Genomic DNA, 18344 nt, shown 5'->3' on the forward strand with positions numbered 1-18344 from the left:
CGAATTGCGAAGGATGAGGATATAAAGAGTAACGTCCGGATTTATAGACGTCAATACATCTGGACATCTAAACTTCTTTGCGTATAGATTGAGCAACAGCGCAATACCCGCTAAAATTATGGCGTTAATGAAGATGTCAGGCAGATCTGTCGTGCCGGGAGACGTAAGCTCAAGGTAACAAAATGAACAGTGCCGCAGGGAAAAACGTGAAATGTCCCTGTTAAATTCCGACATTTACTTAGTGAGAACAGTGAAAATCGGGCATAATCACGCGGTTTTCAGAATTTTATTTTTTGATAAATTTAAGGTGTCCCATGGCTGAGTGGAACGGCGAATATGTCAGCCCTTACGCTGAACACGGTAAGAAAAGCGAACAAGTTAAGAAAATCACGGTATCCATTCCGCTGAAAGTCCTCAAAATTCTCACCGATGAACGCACCCGTCGCCAGGTAAACAACCTGCGTCACGCGACCAACAGTGAATTATTGTGTGAGGCTTTTCTGCACGCCTTCACCGGTCAGCCTTTGCCGAATGACGAAGACCTGCGTAAAGAACGCAGTGACGAAATACCGGAAGCGGCGAAGATCCTGATGCGTGAACTGGGTGTGGATCCTGATACCTGGGAATACTGATCGCAACATCGCAAAGATGTGCTGAAAGACCGTGCGGCTCCCGTCGCGCGTTTTTTCAGTATCTGCGCGAAGAAAGAGAGTGCGGGAACGGGCATTTTATCTGGCGGGACGTCAAACGACAGGTAACAAAAAAGGCGCCAAAGGCGCCTTTTTTTGCTCTCAAGCGAAGCTTATTTGCTGCCTGGAACGCTGAAACGCTTGTTGAAGCGGTCAACGCGACCACCGGTAGCCACTTCACGTTGCTTACCAGTGTAGAACGGGTGGCATTCGCCACAAACGTCCAGGTTCAGATCGTGACCCACAGTTGAGTGAGTTTTGATAACGTTACCGCATGAGCAAGTTGCAGTAACTTCTACATATTTAGGGTGAATACCTTGTTTCATGGAAAACCTCTTCTTAAGGCCGCGTCGCTATCCAACCCTGTTCTGTCAGACACCACGCGTAGTGGATGATAGGCTTTGAGTACGAAATGCACCAAAGGCGGCGAATCATACAGAATCTCTGACAACCGCGCAATCATGTTCATGCATTTCGAAGGACACAGTGTACACTATCTCGTCATTTTTTTATAGTCTGGACCCCCAATGCCTGTTGCCCACGTTGCTTTACCCGTCCCGCTCGCCCGTACTTTCGACTATCTGTTGCCGCCTGATATGCAGGTTTCAAAGGGTTGCCGGGTCAGTGTGCCTTTCGGAAAACGCGACGCCATTGGCATCGTCACTCAGGTCAGCGACTTCAGCGAATTTGGCCTGGAGAAACTGAAACCGGTGCGGGAAGTCCTCGACAGCTCCAGCCTGTTTACCCCTGATCTGTGGCGCATCTTGTTTTGGGCCGCCGACTATTACCATTACCCGATAGGCGAAGTGCTGTTCCATGCGCTGCCGGTGTTGTTACGTCAGGGGAAAGCCGCTGAGCTTACACCGCTGTGGCAATGGTTCGCCACCGAGGAGGGGCGCGCTACGCCGCTCGACAGTCTCAAACGTGCGCCAAAACAACAGCAGGCGATGGCAGCACTGATGCAAAAACCGTTGTATCGTCATCAGGTTGCCGATCTTGATCTTACCGATACGGCCCTGCAGGCATTACGAGCCAAAGGGCTGACGGATTTACGCAGTATTGCGCCCGCCACGCACGACTGGCGCCAGGATTTCTCGGTGATCGGCGAACGTTTACGACTCAATACCGAGCAGGCCACCGCCGTCGGCGCGATCCGCAGTGAAGATCAGCAATTTTCCGCCTGGTTGCTGGCCGGTGTAACCGGCTCAGGTAAAACCGAAGTGTATCTGAGCGTGCTGGAAAACATTCTGGCGCAGGGTCGGCAGGCGCTGGTGATGGTGCCGGAAATCGGCCTGACGCCGCAAACCATCGCACGTTTTCGCGAACGTTTCAGTGCGCCGGTGGATGTGCTGCACTCCGGCCTGAACGACAGCGAACGCCTCGCCGTCTGGCTGCGGGCGCGCAATGGCGAAGCGGGCATCGTCATTGGCACCCGTTCATCGCTGTTTACGCCGTTTGCGCGCCTCGGCGTCATTATCATTGATGAAGAACACGACAGTTCTTATAAGCAGCAGGAAGGCTGGCGCTACCACGCCCGCGATCTGGCGGTGTACCGCGCTCACGCTGAAAATATCCCGATTATTATGGGCTCGGCAACCCCGGCGCTGGAAACGCTGCACAATGTTGAACTGGGGAAATATCGTCAGCTCAAACTGACCAAACGTGCCGGAAATGCCAAACTCGCCCGTCAGAATTTGCTGGATTTAAAAGGGTTGCAGCTGAAAGTCGGGCTGTCTCAACCGCTGATCCAGAAAATGCAGGAACATCTGAAAGCCGATAATCAGGTGATGCTGTTCCTCAACCGCCGCGGCTATGCGCCTGCCCTGCTTTGCCATGAGTGTGGCTGGATAGCCGAATGTCAGCGCTGTGACCACTATTACACTCTGCACCAGAATCAGCGTCAGTTACGTTGCCACCATTGTGACAGTCAGCGCGCCGTGCCGCATCAGTGTCCGCATTGCGGCTCAACACAACTGGTCTCGGTCGGCGTCGGTACAGAACAGCTGGAAAACGAACTGGCGCCGTTGTTCCCGGATACGCCAATCACGCGCATTGACCGCGATACCACCAGCCGGAAAGGTTCGCTGGAACAGCATCTGAATGAAGTCCATCGTGGCGGCGCACGTATTCTTATCGGCACACAAATGCTGGCAAAAGGGCACCACTTCCCTGATGTTACGCTGGTGTCATTGCTGGATGTCGACGGCGCGCTGTTCTCGGCAGATTTCCGTTCTGCCGAGCGCTTTGCCCAGCTTTATACGCAGGTTTCAGGCCGTGCCGGACGTGCAGGCAAACAGGGTGAAGTCGTATTGCAAACTCACCATCCCGAACATCCGCTGTTACAGGTGCTGTTGCAGCAGGGCTACGACGAGTTCGCCAGACAGACCCTGGCGGAGCGCAAAAGCGTCTTCCTTCCTCCTTATACCAGCCACATTATGATCCGCTCGGAAGACCACGATAATCAGCAATCTGCGCTGTTCCTTCAGCAGTTACGTAATCTGCTCGAATCCAGTCCGCTGAAAGATGATTCGCTGTGGATCCTGGGGCCGGTTCCTGCCTTACAAGCCAAACGCAGCGGACGTTTCCGCTGGCAGCTTTTATTGCAGCATCCTTCACGGCGCGTTTTGCAGCATCTGATCAAAAGCTCTCAGCCGCTGATTTCAAGTCTGCCGCAAGCCAAAAAAGTGAAATGGACACTGGATGTCGATCCGATTGACAGCTGATTCCAAAAGCGAATTTGCGTGAATAGTCAGGTTTTTTGCGTGATGCATCGAAAAAAGCATCTGGGTCACACTTTTAATGCAAATTAGGTAACAAATCCTACTCACATTCTGTTTAGAATGTGATGAGCTACACATCATGCGTAGCCAGGTGAGGAATGTTGATGTTGTTGTCTCAGTTTGATGCTGTTGCAAGGAGAGAGACGTTGGAGCACAAGAAAGAATTACCCGCCGCAACAATGAAAGATGTGGCTGAACAGGCAGGCGTTTCAACAGCAACCGTATCCCGTGCATTAATGAATCCGGAGAAAGTCTCCGCCGCGACTCGCCAGAAAGTTGATCAGGCCGTCATGGCCGTCGGTTATTCTCCTCATGCCCTGGCCCGCAACCTGAAGCGTAATGAATCACGCACTATTTTGGTGATCGTCCCCGACATCTGCGATCCGTTTTTCGCCGATCTGATCCAGGGGATCGAGCGCACGGCCGCCGAAAGCGGTTATCTGGTGTTGATCGGTGATTGTGCTCAGCAAAATCAGCAAGAGAAAACCTTTATCAATCTGATCATTACCAAGCAAATTGACGGAATGCTGCTGCTCGGCTCTGATTTACCTTTCGATGCCAGCAAAGAAGAACAACGCAATCTGCCGCCGATGGTGATGGCGAATGAATTTGCGCCGGAACTTGAACTGCCGACAGTCCACATTGATAACCTGACGGCCGCGTTCGAAGCTGTGCATTATCTTCTCAAGCTGGGGCATCAGCGTATTGCCTGCATCGCCGGGCCAAAGCATATGCCATTGTGCCAGTACCGTTCACAAGGTTATGTGCAGGCGCTGCGCCGCAACGGACTGAGCGTCGAGAGCAAGCTGACCATTCATGGCGATTTCAGCTATGAATCGGGGGCGCAAGCCGTCACCGAGTTGATGGCTCTGCCCGTGCCGCCGACGGCGATTTTCTGCCACAACGATGTGATGGCGATTGGTGCCATGTTCCAGGCGAAAAAAATGGGTCTGCGCATTCCGCAGGATTTGTCGGTTGTCGGCTTCGATGACATCAAGGCCAGCCAGTATACCGATCCTCCGCTGACGACCGTTGCGCAGCCGAGATTCCAGCTTGGCCGTCAGGCCATGTTATTATTACTTGAGCAGTTACAGGGAAATCCGGTACAAAACGGTTCGCTGCTGCTTGATAGCGAGCTGGTGGTGCGGGAAAGCACTGCGGCCCCAAAAGCGTGAGTCCGATTTTATGCTGTTCAACAGTTTTAATTTCAGTAAATGTTCAGGGTTGAGTAACATGACGCACTTCTTCATTCATCACGACACAGCGAAACGATAGTGGCACAAAGAGACTATGTAAGCCGTGGGCGCTCAGGAGCGCGGCGGAAAAGTACCAGCCGGAGTAAAAAACGCAGTTCCACAACGATCTCCAAAACCATGGTGGTGTTAGCCGTTGCGGTACTGGTGGTGTTTGTCGGTGGCCTCTATTTTATTGCGCACAATAAACATGAAGAAGCGACAGTGTTGCCGACGCACGCTGTCCGTCCGGGTAATGGATTGCCACCTAAGCCAGAAGAACGCTGGCGCTACATTAAAGAACTGGAAAACCGCCAGATGGGCGTCACCACGCCGACAGAACCGACGGCGGGCGGACAGGTCGAATCCAAAACACAACTGACGCCTGAACAGCGCCAGCTTCTCGAACAGATGCAGGCCGATATGCGCCAGACACCAACACAGTTGTCTGAAGTGCCGTATAACGACCCGAATCAGGCCACGCAGGCACCGGCGCATACTCAACGTCAGGTTCAGCAACAGCAGCCGACGTACGCGCAGCAGCAGCCGGTAACTCAGCCGCGTCAGGTTCAGCCACAGCCAACGTATACGCCGCAAACGCAGCCGGTACGTGCGCCTCAGGCCCAGGTGCAAACGCAACCCGTTCAGCCAAAACCGAAGCCGCAAGTGAAAGAGCCGGTGAAAGAAGCACCGAAACCGCAACAGCCAGCCACCATTACCCAGGCTGAGCCGGAAAAACCGAAAGCACAGGAAAAAACCCAGCGCTTTGTGGTTCAGTGCGGTTCGTTCAAAGGATCTGAGCAGGCGGAATCCCAGCGCGCCAAGCTGGCATTCGAAGGTTTTGAAGGCCGGATCACCACCGGCGGTGGCTGGAGTCGCGTCGTCATCGGCCCGTACAACAGCCGTTCTGGTGCTGACAGCACACTATCGCGCCTCAAAGGCGCTGGCATCTCCGGTTGCATTCCCGTCGCAACCGGGGGTTGAAAACCCGTAATCCTTCCCCAATCTATACTTTCAATATGCCCCGTAAGTTTGTGAGACACGTTCAGTGTCCCGCAAACCTGCGGGGATCTTTTCCGTCTGCAACGAGGAACCGCTCGTGACAACAATTGTAAGTGTACGCCGCAACGGCAAGGTCGTTATCGGTGGTGATGGCCAGGCCACATTGGGAAATACCGTCATGAAGGGCAACGTCAAAAAAGTACGTCGCCTGTATAACGACAAAGTGATCGCGGGCTTTGCTGGCGGCACGGCTGATGCCTTCACGCTGTTTGAGCTGTTCGAACGCAAACTGGAAATGCACCAGGGTCATCTGGTGAAAGCCGCCGTTGAACTGGCAAAAGACTGGCGTACCGACCGTATGTTACGCCGTCTGGAAGCCCTTCTGGCCGTGGCCGATGAAAACGCCTCGCTTATCATCAGCGGTAACGGTGACGTTATCCAGCCTGAAAACGATCTGATTGCCATTGGTTCCGGTGGCCCGTATGCCCAGGCTGCTGCACGCGCGTTGCTGGAAAACTCCGAGCTTGAAGCGCGCGACATCGTCGAAAAATCGCTGAGCATCGCCGGTGACATCTGCATCTACACCAACCAATTCCACACTATCGAAGAATTGTCTTCTAAAGCGTAAGGATCGAAAATTATGTCTGAGATGACCCCGCGCGAGATCGTCAGCGAGTTAGACAGTTACATCATTGGCCAGGATAAAGCGAAACGCGCCGTGGCTATTGCTTTGCGTAACCGCTGGCGCCGGATGCAGCTTGATGAAGCGCTGCGCCACGAAGTCACCCCGAAAAATATTCTGATGATCGGTCCGACCGGTGTCGGTAAAACCGAAATTGCCCGCCGTCTGGCGAAGCTGGCTAACGCGCCGTTCATCAAAGTAGAAGCGACTAAATTCACGGAAGTCGGTTACGTCGGTAAAGAAGTGGATTCAATTATCCGCGACCTGACCGATTCCGCCGTAAAAATGGTGCGCCTGCAATCTATTGAGAAAAACCGTTATCGTGCTGAAGAACTGGCCGAAGAACGTATTCTGGATGTGCTGATCCCGCCAGCGAAAAACAACTGGGGACAACCTGACGAAGCGCAGGAACCTTCTGCTGCACGCCAGAACTTCCGCAAAAAACTACGTGAAGGCCAGCTCGACGACAAAGAGATTGAAATCAGCCTGGCATCCGGCCCGATGGGCGTGGAAATCATGTCCCCTCCGGGTATGGAAGAAATGACCAATCAGTTGCAGTCGATGTTCCAGAGCATGGGTGCTCAGAAACAGAAACCGCGCAAACTGAAAATCAAAGAAGCGCTGAAGCTGCTGATCGAAGAAGAAGCCGCGAAACTGGTGAACCCGGAAGATCTGAAAGAACAGGCAATCGAGGCCGTTGAGCAACACGGCATCGTGTTTATCGATGAGATCGACAAAATCTGTAAACGTGGCGGCCAGAGTTCAGGCCCGGACGTCTCCCGCGAAGGTGTTCAGCGTGACCTGCTGCCTCTGGTGGAAGGCTGTACGGTGTCTACCAAGCACGGCATGGTGAAAACCGATCACATTCTGTTTATCGCTTCCGGCGCATTCCAGACGGCCAGCCCGTCAGACCTGATCCCTGAGTTGCAGGGTCGTCTGCCTATTCGTGTGGAACTGCAGGCGCTGTCGACTGAAGACTTCGAACGCATACTGACCGAGCCAAGTGCTTCGCTGACTCATCAGTACAAAGCATTGATGGCGACCGAAGGCGTAACCATTGATTTCACCGCTGACGGTATCCGCCGTATTGCGGAAGCCGCATGGCAGGTGAACGAAACCACCGAGAACATAGGTGCGCGTCGTCTGCATACCGTTCTGGAGCGTCTGATGGAAGATATCTCTTACGATGCCAGCGAAAGCAACGGTATCTCCATAAACATTGATGCAGATTATGTTAGAAGCCACCTTGACCAGCTGGTAGCTGATGAAGATCTGAGCCGTTTTATCTTATAATTTGCTCATACGTTCCGAAAGTGATCTTCAGGGAGGCGTTTGCCTCCCTGATTTTTTTAGATTTCGGACTGATTCTTCACCTGAGAAATCACCTATGAGCACAATCACGCCTTTCACTCCGACAACACCCGCCCGCGCCTGGCTCGAAAGCCTGCGCCCGAAAACCTTGCCACTGGCGTTTGCTTCTATCGTTATGGGTTCTGCCATTGCCAGCCTGCAAGGCGTTTTCCATCCGCTCATTGCACTACTGGCGCTGCTGACTGCGGGCTGTTTGCAAATTTTGTCAAATCTGGCGAATGACTATGGCGATGCCGAGAAAGGCAGTGACACGCCGGAACGCGTCGGGCCCTTACGCGGCATGCAAAAGGGCCTGATTACCGCCGGGCAGATGAAGCGCGCGATTATCCTGACCATCGCGCTGACCCTTATCTGCGGTACTGCGCTTATTGCCGTGGCCTGTCATAAGCCTAGTGACGTGGTCGGGTTTCTGATCCTCGGCTTGCTGTCGATTGGCGCCGCCATTACCTATACCGTCGGCACACGACCTTATGGCTACATGGGACTTGGCGATATTTCCGTGCTGATCTTCTTCGGCTGGATCAGTGTCGCAGGGACGTTTTATTTACAGGCAGGCTATTTCGACTGGATCGTAATGCTTCCGGCGACGGCGACAGGTTTGCTGTCCACTGCGGTACTCAATATCAATAATTTGCGCGATATCGAAACCGACAGCGCCAACGGCAAGAATACCCTGGCGGTTCGCCTCGGGCCGGTTAACGCACGACGCTATCACGCCATCATTCTGACCGCCGCCGTGCTGTGTCTGGTGATTTTCTCCGCCCTGCACCTGCCTCACTGGACCGGCTGGCTGTTTATCCTGGCGATCCCAATGCTGGCAAAACATCTGATACGGGTGATGAAATCGACAACATCCACTGAAGTCCGCCCGTTGCTGGAACATATGGTAAAAACCGCGTTGCTGACTAACGTCTTGTTTGCAGTGGGTCTGTTGCTCAATTGAGTAAAGTTGGCCTGATGTGCGTTTATCAGGTCGCTTTTCACATTTAACAATTGATGATTTTGCCAACATCCGCCGGAAAGGGATATACTGAACACTCATGCAGCAACCAGATGAAATCCTATGAAATACGATACTTCCGAACTTTGCGACATCTACCATGAAGAAGTGAATGTCGTTGAACCCTTGTTCTCCAACTTTGGCGGCCGTACTTCATTTGGCGGGCAAATCACCACCGTGAAATGCTTCGAAGATAATGGCTTGCTTTATGACCTGCTGGAAGAAAATGGCCGTGGCCGTGTATTAGTGATCGATGGTGGCGGTTCTGTTCGTCGCGCACTGCTGGATGCCGGACTGGCACGCCTTGCATTGCAAAACGAATGGGAAGGCATCGTGATTTACGGTGCAGTCCGTCAGGTTGATGATCTCGAAGAGCTGGATCTGGGTATCCAGGCGATGGCGGCTATCCCGGCTGGCGCAGGCAGTGAAGGGATTGGCGAAAGCGACATTCGTGTCAATTTCGGCGGCGTCACCTTCTTCTCCGGCGACCATCTTTATGCCGATAATACCGGTATCGTGCTGTCCGAAGACCCGCTCGATATTGAGTGATTTCCTTCTGAGCACAACAAAAAAGGACGCCAAGGCGTCCTTTTTTATTTGGAATATGAAGTAATTAAACTTCTTCCATTTTTCCCAACAATGCACGCAGACGATCCTGCCATACGTGTTGTTCTTCTTTCAGCTGCGCATTTTCACGCACCAGAGACTCATGGTTGCCGCTGGCTTGCTGAACTTCCTGAGACAGGGTGTTGTTCTGCTCTTTCAGTTCTTCGATTTCCATCTGCAACAGAGTAATGGTATCAATCGCTTGCTGAACTTTAGCTTCTAATTTCTCAAATACTTCAAATGACATTTTTCGGTCCCCTTATGTTCGCAAGGCGCACATCTTATGTTCTGCCGCATCGTCCGGACACGGCTCAAAAATTCCTGCACTCCGTCGATTTTTATAACGAATTCATCAGAGAATTGCGCAAAACCAGCGTGTGTCTTAACGGGTGATTGTATGTAGCCAGCTTTGTTCTGTCTACCCGCAACCCCTTTATCCACGCAGTCTGTTGCAATTTAACAGCGCCGGGTATCAGGAAATGCTTAAAAAGCAGCGTCACACACCAGAAATACTGTTTAATGCCGAATAACCTTAGCCGCTGCGCGGGAAGGCATGTTGATGTTCGTTTGTCACAAATGGCGGCTGAAAATGTTAAATCATGGACTTTTTGCGCTGCATCAAGTTCCAGCAATACGCGAAATCGCTCATTTTTATGACGCGACACACAAAATTTGATTTCGCTATTTCTCGTTTATGCTCGTTAACGATAAATTCACATTACGTTCTCATTTAATGATGAACGCCAAAATCCGATTACGTTGACAAACGACATAACAGAAAAATTATAACTAACCATTAACATCATCCTTAGCAGGATCAAACTATGAGCCAAACCATGAGTTCCACATTAAAAGGTCAGTGCATCGCTGAGTTTCTGGGTACCGGGCTTATCATTTTCTTTGGTGCGGGCTGTGTCGCAGCAATGAAACTTGCCGGGGCAACCTTTGGTCAGTGGGAAATCAGTATTATCTGGGGTCTGGGTGTGGCAATGGCCATCTACCTGACTGCCGCCATCTCCGGCGCACACCTGAATCCGGCGGTGACCGTCGCACTTTGTTTGTTTGCAAACTTTGAAGGACGCAAAGTTCTGCCTTACATCATTGCGCAGGTCGCGGGAGCTTTCTGCGCCGCCGCACTGGTCTACGGCCTTTACTACAACCTGTTCTTCGATTTTGAGCAAAGCCACAACATGGTGCGCGGCAGCGTCGAAAGTCTGGATCTGGCCGGTATTTTCTCTACCTATCCAAACCCGCACATCAGCGTATTGCAGGCGTTTCTGGTAGAAACGGTGATTACGGCCATTCTGATGGCGCTGATCCTCGGCCTGACCGATGACGGCAACGGCATTCCACGTGGTCCGCTGGCGCCATTGCTGATCGGTATCCTGATCGCGGTTATCGGTGCCTCCATGGGGCCACTGACCGGATTCGCCCTGAACCCGGCACGTGACTTTGGTCCGAAAGTCTTCGCCTACTTCGCTGGCTGGGGCAAGGTTGCCTTCACCGGCGCGCGCGATATTCCTTATTTCCTGGTGCCGATTTTTGGCCCGCTGCTCGGTGCTTCTCTGGGTGCCATCGCGTATAAAGCGCTGATCGGCCGCCATTTGCCAAATCAGATTAATGAGCCGGCAGAAGAAAAAGCACCTCAGCCATCCAAACAGCGTAAGGCCTGATCGGCTAAACTGTTCCACAGCTTACTCATTCGCAGGATGAATATTATGTCAGCAGATACGACTCACGAAAAAAAATACATTGTTGCACTCGACCAGGGTACAACCAGTTCACGCGCGGTAGTGCTGGATCACGATGCCAATATCGTCAGCGTGTCACAACGCGAATTCACCCAGATCTACCCTAAGTCAGGCTGGGTTGAGCACGACCCGATGGAAATCTGGTCATCGCAAAGCTCGGTGCTGGTGGAAGTGCTGGCGAAAGCCGACATTAACTCCGATCAGATTGCCGGTATCGGTATCACCAACCAGCGCGAAACCACCATCGTGTGGGAAAAAGAAACTGGCAAGCCAATCTATAACGCGATTGTCTGGCAATGTCGCCGAACTGCTGACATCTGCGAAAAACTGAAAAAAGACGGTCTGGAAGAATACATTCGCCATAACACCGGCCTGGTTATCGACCCTTACTTCTCCGGCACCAAACTGAAGTGGATCCTCGACAACGTTGAAGGCTCTCGCGAACGCGCTAAACGCGGCGAACTGCTGTTCGGCACCGTCGACACCTGGTTGGTCTGGAAAATGACGCAGGGACGTGTTCACGTGACGGATTACACCAACGCTTCGCGTACCATGCTGTTCAACATCCATGATCTGCAATGGGATGAGCGCATGCTGGAAGTGCTGGATATTCCACGTGAAATGCTGCCGGAAGTTCGCTCTTCTTCTGAGATTTACGGCCAGACCAACATTGGTGGTAAAGGCGGTACGCGTATTCCTATCGCTGGCATCGCAGGTGACCAGCAGGCGGCGCTCTATGGTCAGCTGTGTGTACAACCGGGTATGGCGAAAAACACCTACGGCACTGGCTGCTTCCTGCTGATGAATACCGGTACTGAAGCGGTCGCCTCTAAAAATGGCCTGCTGACTACCATCGCCTGCGGCCCGCGCGGCGAAGTCAACTACGCGCTGGAAGGGGCTGTGTTTGTCGGCGGTGCGTCCATTCAGTGGCTGCGTGATGAACTGAAGCTGATCAGCGACGCAACTGACTCCGAATATTTCGCCATGAAAGTGAAAGACACGAACGGCGTTTACGTAGTGCCTGCCTTTACCGGCCTCGGCGCCCCTTACTGGGATCCGTATGCCCGCGGCGCAATCTTCGGTCTGAGCCGTGGTGCGAACAGCAACCACATCATCCGCGCGACGCTGGAATCTATCGCTTACCAGACCCGCGACGTACTGGATGCCATGCAGGCAGACTCGGGCGCTCGTCTGCAGGCACTGCGTGTGGACGGCGGTGCGGTGGCCAACAACTTCCTGATGCAATTCCAGTCAGACATTCTTGGCACCCGCGTTGAGCGCCCTGAAGTGCTGGAAGTCACCGCGCTGGGTTCTGCTTTCCTGGCAGGTCTGGCCGTCGGCTTCTGGAACGACCTGGAAGAAGTGCGCAGCAAAGCGACCATCGAACGTGAATTCCGCCCAAGCATTGAAACGACGGAACGTAATGTCCGCTATAAAGGCTGGCAAAAAGCGGTGGCACGCGTTCGTTCGTGGGAAGATCACGACGAGTAATCGCCAGATATTATCGCCAACACCCCTTTCTGAAACTCCCCATCCGGGGAGTTTTTTTATGCACCTTTCCCGTTGTGCTAAAATCTGCGCCACAGATGAGCCTCGCCTCACCGACCTCTTTTTTTCTTTCTACAGGCTTTCCAATGAAACGTGAATTAGCAATCGAGTTCTCCCGCGTGACCGAAGCTGCCGCGCTCGCCGGTTACAAATGGCTGGGTCGTGGCGATAAAAACCTTGCCGATAACGCTGCCGTTCAGTCCATGCGCATCATGCTCAATAAAGTCGATATCGACGGCACTATCGTGATTGGCGAAGGGGAGATTGATGAAGCGCCGATGCTGTATATCGGTGAAAAAGTCGGTACCGGCAACGGCGACGCGGTGGATATCGCGGTCGATCCTATTGAAGGTACACGCATGACCGCCATGGGCCAGTCCAATGCGCTGGCTGTGCTGGCAGTTGGCGACAAAGGTTCGTTCCTCAATGCACCCGACATGTACATGGAAAAGATCGCCGTCGGGCCGGGTGCCAAAGGCGCGATTAATCTCGAACTGACGCTGGCAGAGAATCTGGCCAATATTGCTAAAGCGCTGGATAAACCGCTGACCGAACTGACCGTCGCTGTTCTGGCAAAACCCCGTCACGACGACGCCATCCGCGAAATGCTGGCGTCAGGCGTGCGTGTGTTCGCATTCCCGGACGGCGATGTGGCGGCGACAATCCTGACCTGCATGCCGGAAAGTGAAGTGGATGTGCTGTATGGCATCGGCGGTGCGCCGGAAGGCGTGATTTCCGCTGCGGTGATCCGTGCGCTGGATGGCGATATGCAGGGCCGTTTGCTGGCGCGTCATGATGTGAAAGGCGATACACCGGAAAACCGTCGTATCGGCGAAGAAGAGCTGGCGCGCTGTAAAGCGATGGGGATCGAGGCCGGTAAAGTGCTGCTGCTGGATGATATGGCGCGTAACGATAACGTGATTTTCTCCGCGACCGGTATTACCAAAGGCGACCTGCTGGAAGGCATCAGCCGTCAGGGAAACATGGCGACCACCGAGACGCTGCTGATCCGCGGAAAATCCCGCACCATTCGCCGTATCCGCTCGACCCATTACCTCGACCGAAAAGACGCTGCGCTGCACGAATTTATTATCTGATCAACTTCCTTCCGGTCATCAAAAAGCAGGGCCATCAGCGCCCTGCTTTTGCACCATCAGGCAGTATGTCCTTCATGCTGGCTACGGTTCGACATCGGCCACCAGCACAGTAAAATCAGCAATGCCATCGCAAACATCAGTAACCCGAGACTGAACTGACCGGTTTGCGGCAACATCGCCGACATCCATGCTACCAGCCCTGACCCCATATTCTGCAATCCGCCAACCAGCGCACCGGCCGCGCCCGCCAGATACGGGAAAGGCTCCATTGCACCGGTGGTCGCCAGCGGGAACAACATGCCAGCGCCAAAGAAAAACAGCGAAGCCGGCACCACCAGCGTCCAGATATTCATGATACCCAGCCAGCCAGGGATCCACATCGCCAGACCGGCCAGCAGACAACTGATGACCGAATGCCACATCAGTTGCTGGAAACTTTTCTCCGCCCGCCCGGCATACCAGGCACCAAAGAAGGCAGCAGGGATCGGCAGGATAAACAGTACGCTGACCATCACACCGCTCAGCCCGAGGACGCCGCCCATCAGCACACCGCAACTGGCTTCAAACACCGCCACACCGGCCAGTGCACCGACCAGCATCACCAGATAGCGGCTGAAATTGGCGTCGGCCAGTAATAAACGCAGGCTGCCCAGCATGTTGCGCGGCGGATGGTCGGCAGTGAATTCCGGACGAGTTTCCGGCAACCAGCGGTACATCGAAAACGCCACACCGGCGCACAGAATCAGCAGGAAACCAAAACTGGCCCGCCAGCCTAACCACGCAGACAGTGCGCCACCAATCACCGGCGCCAGCAGCGGGCTGATCAGAATGCCCATGTTCAGCAGGCTGTTGGCATGGCGCAACGCGCCGCCTCTGTAGAGATCACGCGGCATGGTTCTCGCCATTACGCCCGCCACGCCGGTGCCCAACCCCTGAATGGCTGCAAAGGCGATCAGCATATTCAGGCTCGTTGACATCATCGCTCCCGCCGCACCAATCAGGAAAATCATCAGGCCGGTGAGGATCACCGGTTTACGGCCAATATTATCGGAAAGCGGGCCGTAAACCAGTTGCGAGCCGCCGTATGTCAGCAGATAGGCTGCCATCACCCGCTGTACCGCGCCCGGTTTCACGGCCAGACTGGTGGCCATGTCCGCGATATTCGGCACATAAATGGTTTGTGCCATTTGCCCGACAGCCACCAGCAAAATGAGCATGATAAGCAGGTGGATATTTTCCAGATTTTTCATTTTTCAGTTCATTATCAAATAAGATTGGAAAAGTGCAGAACAAATAACCAGTAAATTCAGCCAGACTACAGCGGCGCATAAGTTAACAAATTAATATGAATAAGCGAGTGTTGTAGGAAACTCTTCTCAACCTGTACTGGCAGCAGCGGGAACCACATGTGTAACGCAGGGTGTACGAAAATCGATATTGGCTAACGGGTGATGAACAGGCTGATAACATTTAACCGATACGGGATTCGGAAAATTTGAAATAAAATCAGGACATAATTTTGCAATTCATATTTCTCACTACATGAAGAAATCAGAAACCACGGGAGTTTTTTATGGCTGATTGGGTGACAGGAAAAGTCAAAAAAGTTGAGCACTGGACAGACAATTTGTTCAGCATCACGGTCAATGCGCCCATCGATCCTTTTACCGCTGGCCAGTTCGCCAAACTTTCGCTGGATATTGACGGCGAGCGGGTGCAGCGCGCGTATTCCTATGTAAACCCACCCTCCAGCGGCGAACTGGAGTTTTATCTGGTGAATGTGCCGGAAGGAAAACTCAGCCCGCGGCTTCACGTGATGCAGCCCGGTGACGAAATCAACATCACCAAAGAAGCCGCCGGATTTTTCGTGGTTGAAGAAGTGCCTGAATGCGCGACCCTGTGGATGCTGGCAACCGGTACCGCTATCGGGCCGTATCTGTCTATTTTGCAGGAAGGCATCGGACTGGAGCGGTTCAAGAATATTGTTCTGGTTCACGCGGCACGCTTTGCAGCGGATCTCAGCTATCTGCCATTAATGCAGCAACTGCAACGCCGTTATGAGGGCAAACTCCATATCCAGACCGTGGTCAGTCGCGAGGAGATTTCCGGTTCGCTGACCGGTCGCGTGCCTGCGCTGATTGAAAGCGGCGCACTGGAAGCGGCTGTCGGCCTTAAGATGCTGGCAGAGGACAGCCACGTGATGTTGTGCGGCAATCCGCAGATGGTTCGCGATACCCAGCAAGTACTGAAAGACACGCGGGGTATGCGCAAACATCTCAAACGTAAGCCTGGCCATATGACCAGCGAGCATTACTGGTAAGTCTGTTACCGCGAAACTAGCGGAATTTAACGTCGTCCGGTTCCGGGCCAAAGCGATTTGCGCCCGGTGTGCCGGTAAAACCGCCGCAGTCGATCAGCAACATGATGAAAATCACTGATGGCGCGAGCCGGCCCAGAACCCAGCTCCACGTCTGCGGCATCGCCGCTGCCCAGTTACCCGCCACCAGCATCCACGCCAGCACAAACAGCAGCGCCCACCAGGCCGATTTATTGCGGTCATGCAATCTTTTCACCAACACTGCGGCAGTCGGCCACAGTAAAACCACCAGCGCGAATCCGGCGGACTGATAGGTAATCCATTCCTGTGCGGCAAAAAAGAAATCAACCACCATCAGAATCAACCAGCTAACCATCCAGAGCCAGAAATCGCGGCGGCCCAGGCGGCCGTTAAAAGAAAACAGTGCATGCTGTAACGTCATTGGCAGTCCGTTCCGTAAAGTACAAGGGGAGTAAAATATTAAAACAGGCGGAGTGTAACTCACGGGCAGCGATGACGAGAATCTTTACGCACTCCTTTTGACATTACCCCCCGTTCCCCGCTTTAATCGGACTGTTGAAACAAAATAAGAAACGCCCTATGACTGTTGCTCAATCCTTATTACGACTGGCGCTGCCCGCGCTGCTTATGCTCGCTTGCCAGAATAGTGCACTCGCCGATCCGCCGGTCGATCACTCTGGCGCAGAGGAGATGCCAAAAGCCCCTTACCTGCTTGCTGGCGCACCCACCTTTGAAACGACACTGATCAATTTTCGCGCCAAATACAATGAAGCCAATCCGACCCAGCAGATTGGCGAGTTCCGGTCGATCAGTGATAAATCTCCAAACAGTTCCCTGACCCGCGCCGCCAGCAAGATTAATGAAAACCTGTATGCCTCGACCGCACTGGAAAAAGGCACCGGTAAAATCAAAACGCTGCAAATCACCTATCTGCCGATTCAGGGGGCTGAAGAAAAGGCCGCACGCACGCTGGCGATAAGCTATATGGCTAACCTGATGCGTCAGTTCGACGCCACATTATCCACCGAGCAAAGCGTGGCAAGAGTCGCTTCTCTGATCGAAAAAGGAAAAGGTCAGCAGTTTTATAAGCAGGAGGTAGGCGCGGTGCGTTTTGTCATTTCAGACAATGGCGAAAAAGGACTGACATTCGCCGTTGAGCCGGTCAAGCTGGCGCTTGCTGAGCCGTGAGATGACGGTTTTTAATGACAAAAAGCAAAGCCTTTATGACCAATGATCTCTATACTGTTGCACAGGTAATCTGCTTATTTGGCAGAAATTTTAATCGACACTCGCGTCCCCTTTTGGAGGAAAAAACATGCGACATCCATTAGTGATGGGTAACTGGAAGCTTAACGGCAGCACCCACATGGTTAACGAACTGATTGCTGCTCTGCGTACTGAACTGAGCACAGTTGTAGGTTGTGGCGTTGCAATTGCTCCACCAGAAGTTTACCTGTCACAGGCTAAACACGCTCTGGCTGGCAGCCGTATTACGCTGGGTGCTCAGAACGTTGATGCTAACCTGTCTGGCGCATTCACCGGTGAAATCTCTGCCGACATGCTGAAAGACATCGGTGCGCAATACATCATCATCGGTCACTCAGAACGCCGCACTTACCACAAAGAAAGTGATGAGTTCATCGCGAAAAAATTCGGCGTGTTGAAAGAAGCGGGTCTGACTCCTGTTCTGTGCATCGGTGAAACCGAAGCAGAAAACGAAGCAGGCAAAACTGAAGCCGTTTGCGCTAAACAACTGGACGCGGTTCTGAGCACTCTGGGTGCGAAAGCATTCGAAGGCGCAGTCATCGCTTACGAACCTGTTTGGGCGATCGGTACCGGCAAATCTGCCACCCCGGCTCAGGCTCAGGCTGTTCACAAATTCATCCGTGACCACATCGCGAAACAAGATGCTGCGGTTGCTGAACAAGTTATCATCCAGTACGGCGGTTCTGTTAACGCTGCAAATGCTGCTGAACTGTTCACCCAGCCAGACATCGATGGCGCACTGGTTGGCGGCGCATCACTGAAAGCAGACGCTTTCGCTGTGATCGTGAAAGCCGCTGCTGAAGCTAAACAAGCGTAAGCCTGTTTCTTCTGCGCAATAAAAAACCCCGGCATGCCTAATGCCGATCGTTTAAGGATCAGTTGACCGATCCGGTGGCTCGTGTAAAAAGGGTTCATGCTCATCATGGACCCTTTTTAAATGGAACTTTCACAAGCTCTCGGTATTATCAATCTCACTGCCCCC

At 53.1% G+C, this 18344-nt stretch carries 18 protein-coding genes; 14 read left to right on the forward strand and 4 right to left on the reverse strand.

Features of this window, described 5'->3' with window-relative positions; translation table 11 throughout:
* The first annotated feature begins 314 nt into the window (after nucleotides 1-314).
* Entirely contained in the window at nucleotides 315-632 is a 318-nt protein-coding gene (gene metJ, locus LC431_RS24865; RefSeq protein WP_004392248.1) for a met regulon transcriptional regulator MetJ, read from the forward strand.
* Between the two features lie 170 nt (nucleotides 633-802).
* On the opposite strand, the gene rpmE is transcribed toward metJ, so the two are convergent.
* Nucleotides 803-1015 (reverse strand): 50S ribosomal protein L31, encoded by a 213-nt coding sequence (rpmE, locus tag LC431_RS24870; protein WP_013577577.1) that lies wholly within the window; start codon nucleotides 1013-1015, stop codon nucleotides 803-805.
* Nucleotides 1016-1216: 201 nt separating this feature from the next.
* Between rpmE and priA the strand changes: the two genes are divergently transcribed.
* From priA to rraA, 7 genes are all read left to right on the forward strand, one after another.
* Nucleotides 1217-3412: a primosomal protein N' gene (gene priA / locus LC431_RS24875; protein ID WP_015690597.1), complete on the forward strand. Its 2196-nt coding sequence runs from the start codon at nucleotides 1217-1219 to the stop codon at nucleotides 3410-3412.
* Nucleotides 3413-3615: 203 nt separating this feature from the next.
* Entirely contained in the window at nucleotides 3616-4644 is a 1029-nt protein-coding gene (gene cytR / locus LC431_RS24880; protein WP_015690598.1) for a DNA-binding transcriptional regulator CytR, read from the forward strand.
* A 99-nt stretch (nucleotides 4645-4743) separates the two neighbouring features.
* Entirely contained in the window at nucleotides 4744-5685 is a 942-nt protein-coding gene (ftsN, locus tag LC431_RS24885) for a cell division protein FtsN (RefSeq protein WP_071823634.1), read from the forward strand.
* Between the two features lie 115 nt (nucleotides 5686-5800).
* Nucleotides 5801-6331: an ATP-dependent protease subunit HslV gene (gene hslV / locus LC431_RS24890; protein ID WP_015690599.1), complete on the forward strand. Its 531-nt coding sequence runs from the start codon at nucleotides 5801-5803 to the stop codon at nucleotides 6329-6331.
* Nucleotides 6332-6343: 12 nt separating this feature from the next.
* Complete coding sequence (gene hslU / locus LC431_RS24895; protein WP_013577582.1) at nucleotides 6344-7678, forward strand: HslU--HslV peptidase ATPase subunit; 1335 nt, start codon at nucleotides 6344-6346, stop codon at nucleotides 7676-7678.
* A 94-nt stretch (nucleotides 7679-7772) separates the two neighbouring features.
* Complete coding sequence (locus LC431_RS24900; protein WP_121020205.1) at nucleotides 7773-8699, forward strand: 1,4-dihydroxy-2-naphthoate polyprenyltransferase; 927 nt, start codon at nucleotides 7773-7775, stop codon at nucleotides 8697-8699.
* Nucleotides 8700-8819: 120 nt separating this feature from the next.
* Complete coding sequence (gene rraA / locus LC431_RS24905; RefSeq protein ID WP_013577584.1) at nucleotides 8820-9305, forward strand: ribonuclease E activity regulator RraA; 486 nt, start codon at nucleotides 8820-8822, stop codon at nucleotides 9303-9305.
* Nucleotides 9306-9369: 64 nt separating this feature from the next.
* Here rraA and zapB read toward each other — a convergent pair whose 3' ends face one another.
* The gene (zapB, locus tag LC431_RS24910; RefSeq protein ID WP_013577585.1) at nucleotides 9370-9609 is read right to left on the reverse strand and encodes a septal ring assembly protein ZapB; all 240 of its coding nucleotides are present in this window, start codon (nucleotides 9607-9609) and stop codon (nucleotides 9370-9372) included.
* A gap of 577 nt (nucleotides 9610-10186) precedes the next feature.
* On the opposite strand from zapB, the gene LC431_RS24915 reads away from it, so the two are divergent.
* From LC431_RS24915 to glpX, 3 genes are all read left to right on the forward strand, one after another.
* The gene (locus LC431_RS24915; RefSeq protein ID WP_013577586.1) at nucleotides 10187-11035 is read left to right on the forward strand and encodes an MIP/aquaporin family protein; all 849 of its coding nucleotides are present in this window, start codon (nucleotides 10187-10189) and stop codon (nucleotides 11033-11035) included.
* Nucleotides 11036-11080: 45 nt separating this feature from the next.
* Nucleotides 11081-12604 (forward strand): glycerol kinase GlpK, encoded by a 1524-nt coding sequence (glpK, locus tag LC431_RS24920; RefSeq protein ID WP_013577587.1) that lies wholly within the window; start codon nucleotides 11081-11083, stop codon nucleotides 12602-12604.
* 143 nt (nucleotides 12605-12747) lie between these two features.
* A complete protein-coding gene (gene glpX, locus LC431_RS24925) occupies nucleotides 12748-13758 on the forward strand; it encodes a class II fructose-bisphosphatase (RefSeq protein ID WP_013577588.1) in 1011 nt (336 codons plus the stop codon).
* A 56-nt stretch (nucleotides 13759-13814) separates the two neighbouring features.
* On the opposite strand, the gene emrD is transcribed toward glpX, so the two are convergent.
* A complete protein-coding gene (gene emrD / locus LC431_RS24930; RefSeq protein WP_223510421.1) occupies nucleotides 13815-15008 on the reverse strand; it encodes a multidrug efflux MFS transporter EmrD in 1194 nt (397 codons plus the stop codon).
* 323 nt (nucleotides 15009-15331) lie between these two features.
* On the opposite strand from emrD, the gene fpr reads away from it, so the two are divergent.
* Nucleotides 15332-16078, forward strand: a complete 747-nt coding sequence (gene fpr / locus LC431_RS24935) for a ferredoxin--NADP(+) reductase (RefSeq protein WP_112152574.1) — start codon at nucleotides 15332-15334, stop codon at nucleotides 16076-16078.
* Nucleotides 16079-16094: 16 nt separating this feature from the next.
* On the opposite strand, the gene LC431_RS24940 is transcribed toward fpr, so the two are convergent.
* A complete protein-coding gene (locus LC431_RS24940; RefSeq protein WP_013577591.1) occupies nucleotides 16095-16517 on the reverse strand; it encodes a DUF805 domain-containing protein in 423 nt (140 codons plus the stop codon).
* A 158-nt stretch (nucleotides 16518-16675) separates the two neighbouring features.
* On the opposite strand from LC431_RS24940, the gene LC431_RS24945 reads away from it, so the two are divergent.
* Together LC431_RS24945 and tpiA are read left to right on the forward strand one after the other, a co-directional pair.
* Nucleotides 16676-17284 (forward strand): DUF1454 family protein, encoded by a 609-nt coding sequence (locus tag LC431_RS24945; protein WP_013577592.1) that lies wholly within the window; start codon nucleotides 16676-16678, stop codon nucleotides 17282-17284.
* A 127-nt stretch (nucleotides 17285-17411) separates the two neighbouring features.
* Entirely contained in the window at nucleotides 17412-18179 is a 768-nt protein-coding gene (gene tpiA, locus LC431_RS24950; RefSeq protein WP_119262197.1) for a triose-phosphate isomerase, read from the forward strand.
* Nucleotides 18180-18344: the final 165 nt, after the last annotated feature.

Origin of the sequence: Rahnella sp. GSA61A (genome assembly GCF_019969905.1) — a bacterium.
In the GTDB taxonomy this organism is placed as follows: domain Bacteria; phylum Pseudomonadota; class Gammaproteobacteria; order Enterobacterales; family Enterobacteriaceae; genus Rahnella; species Rahnella aceris.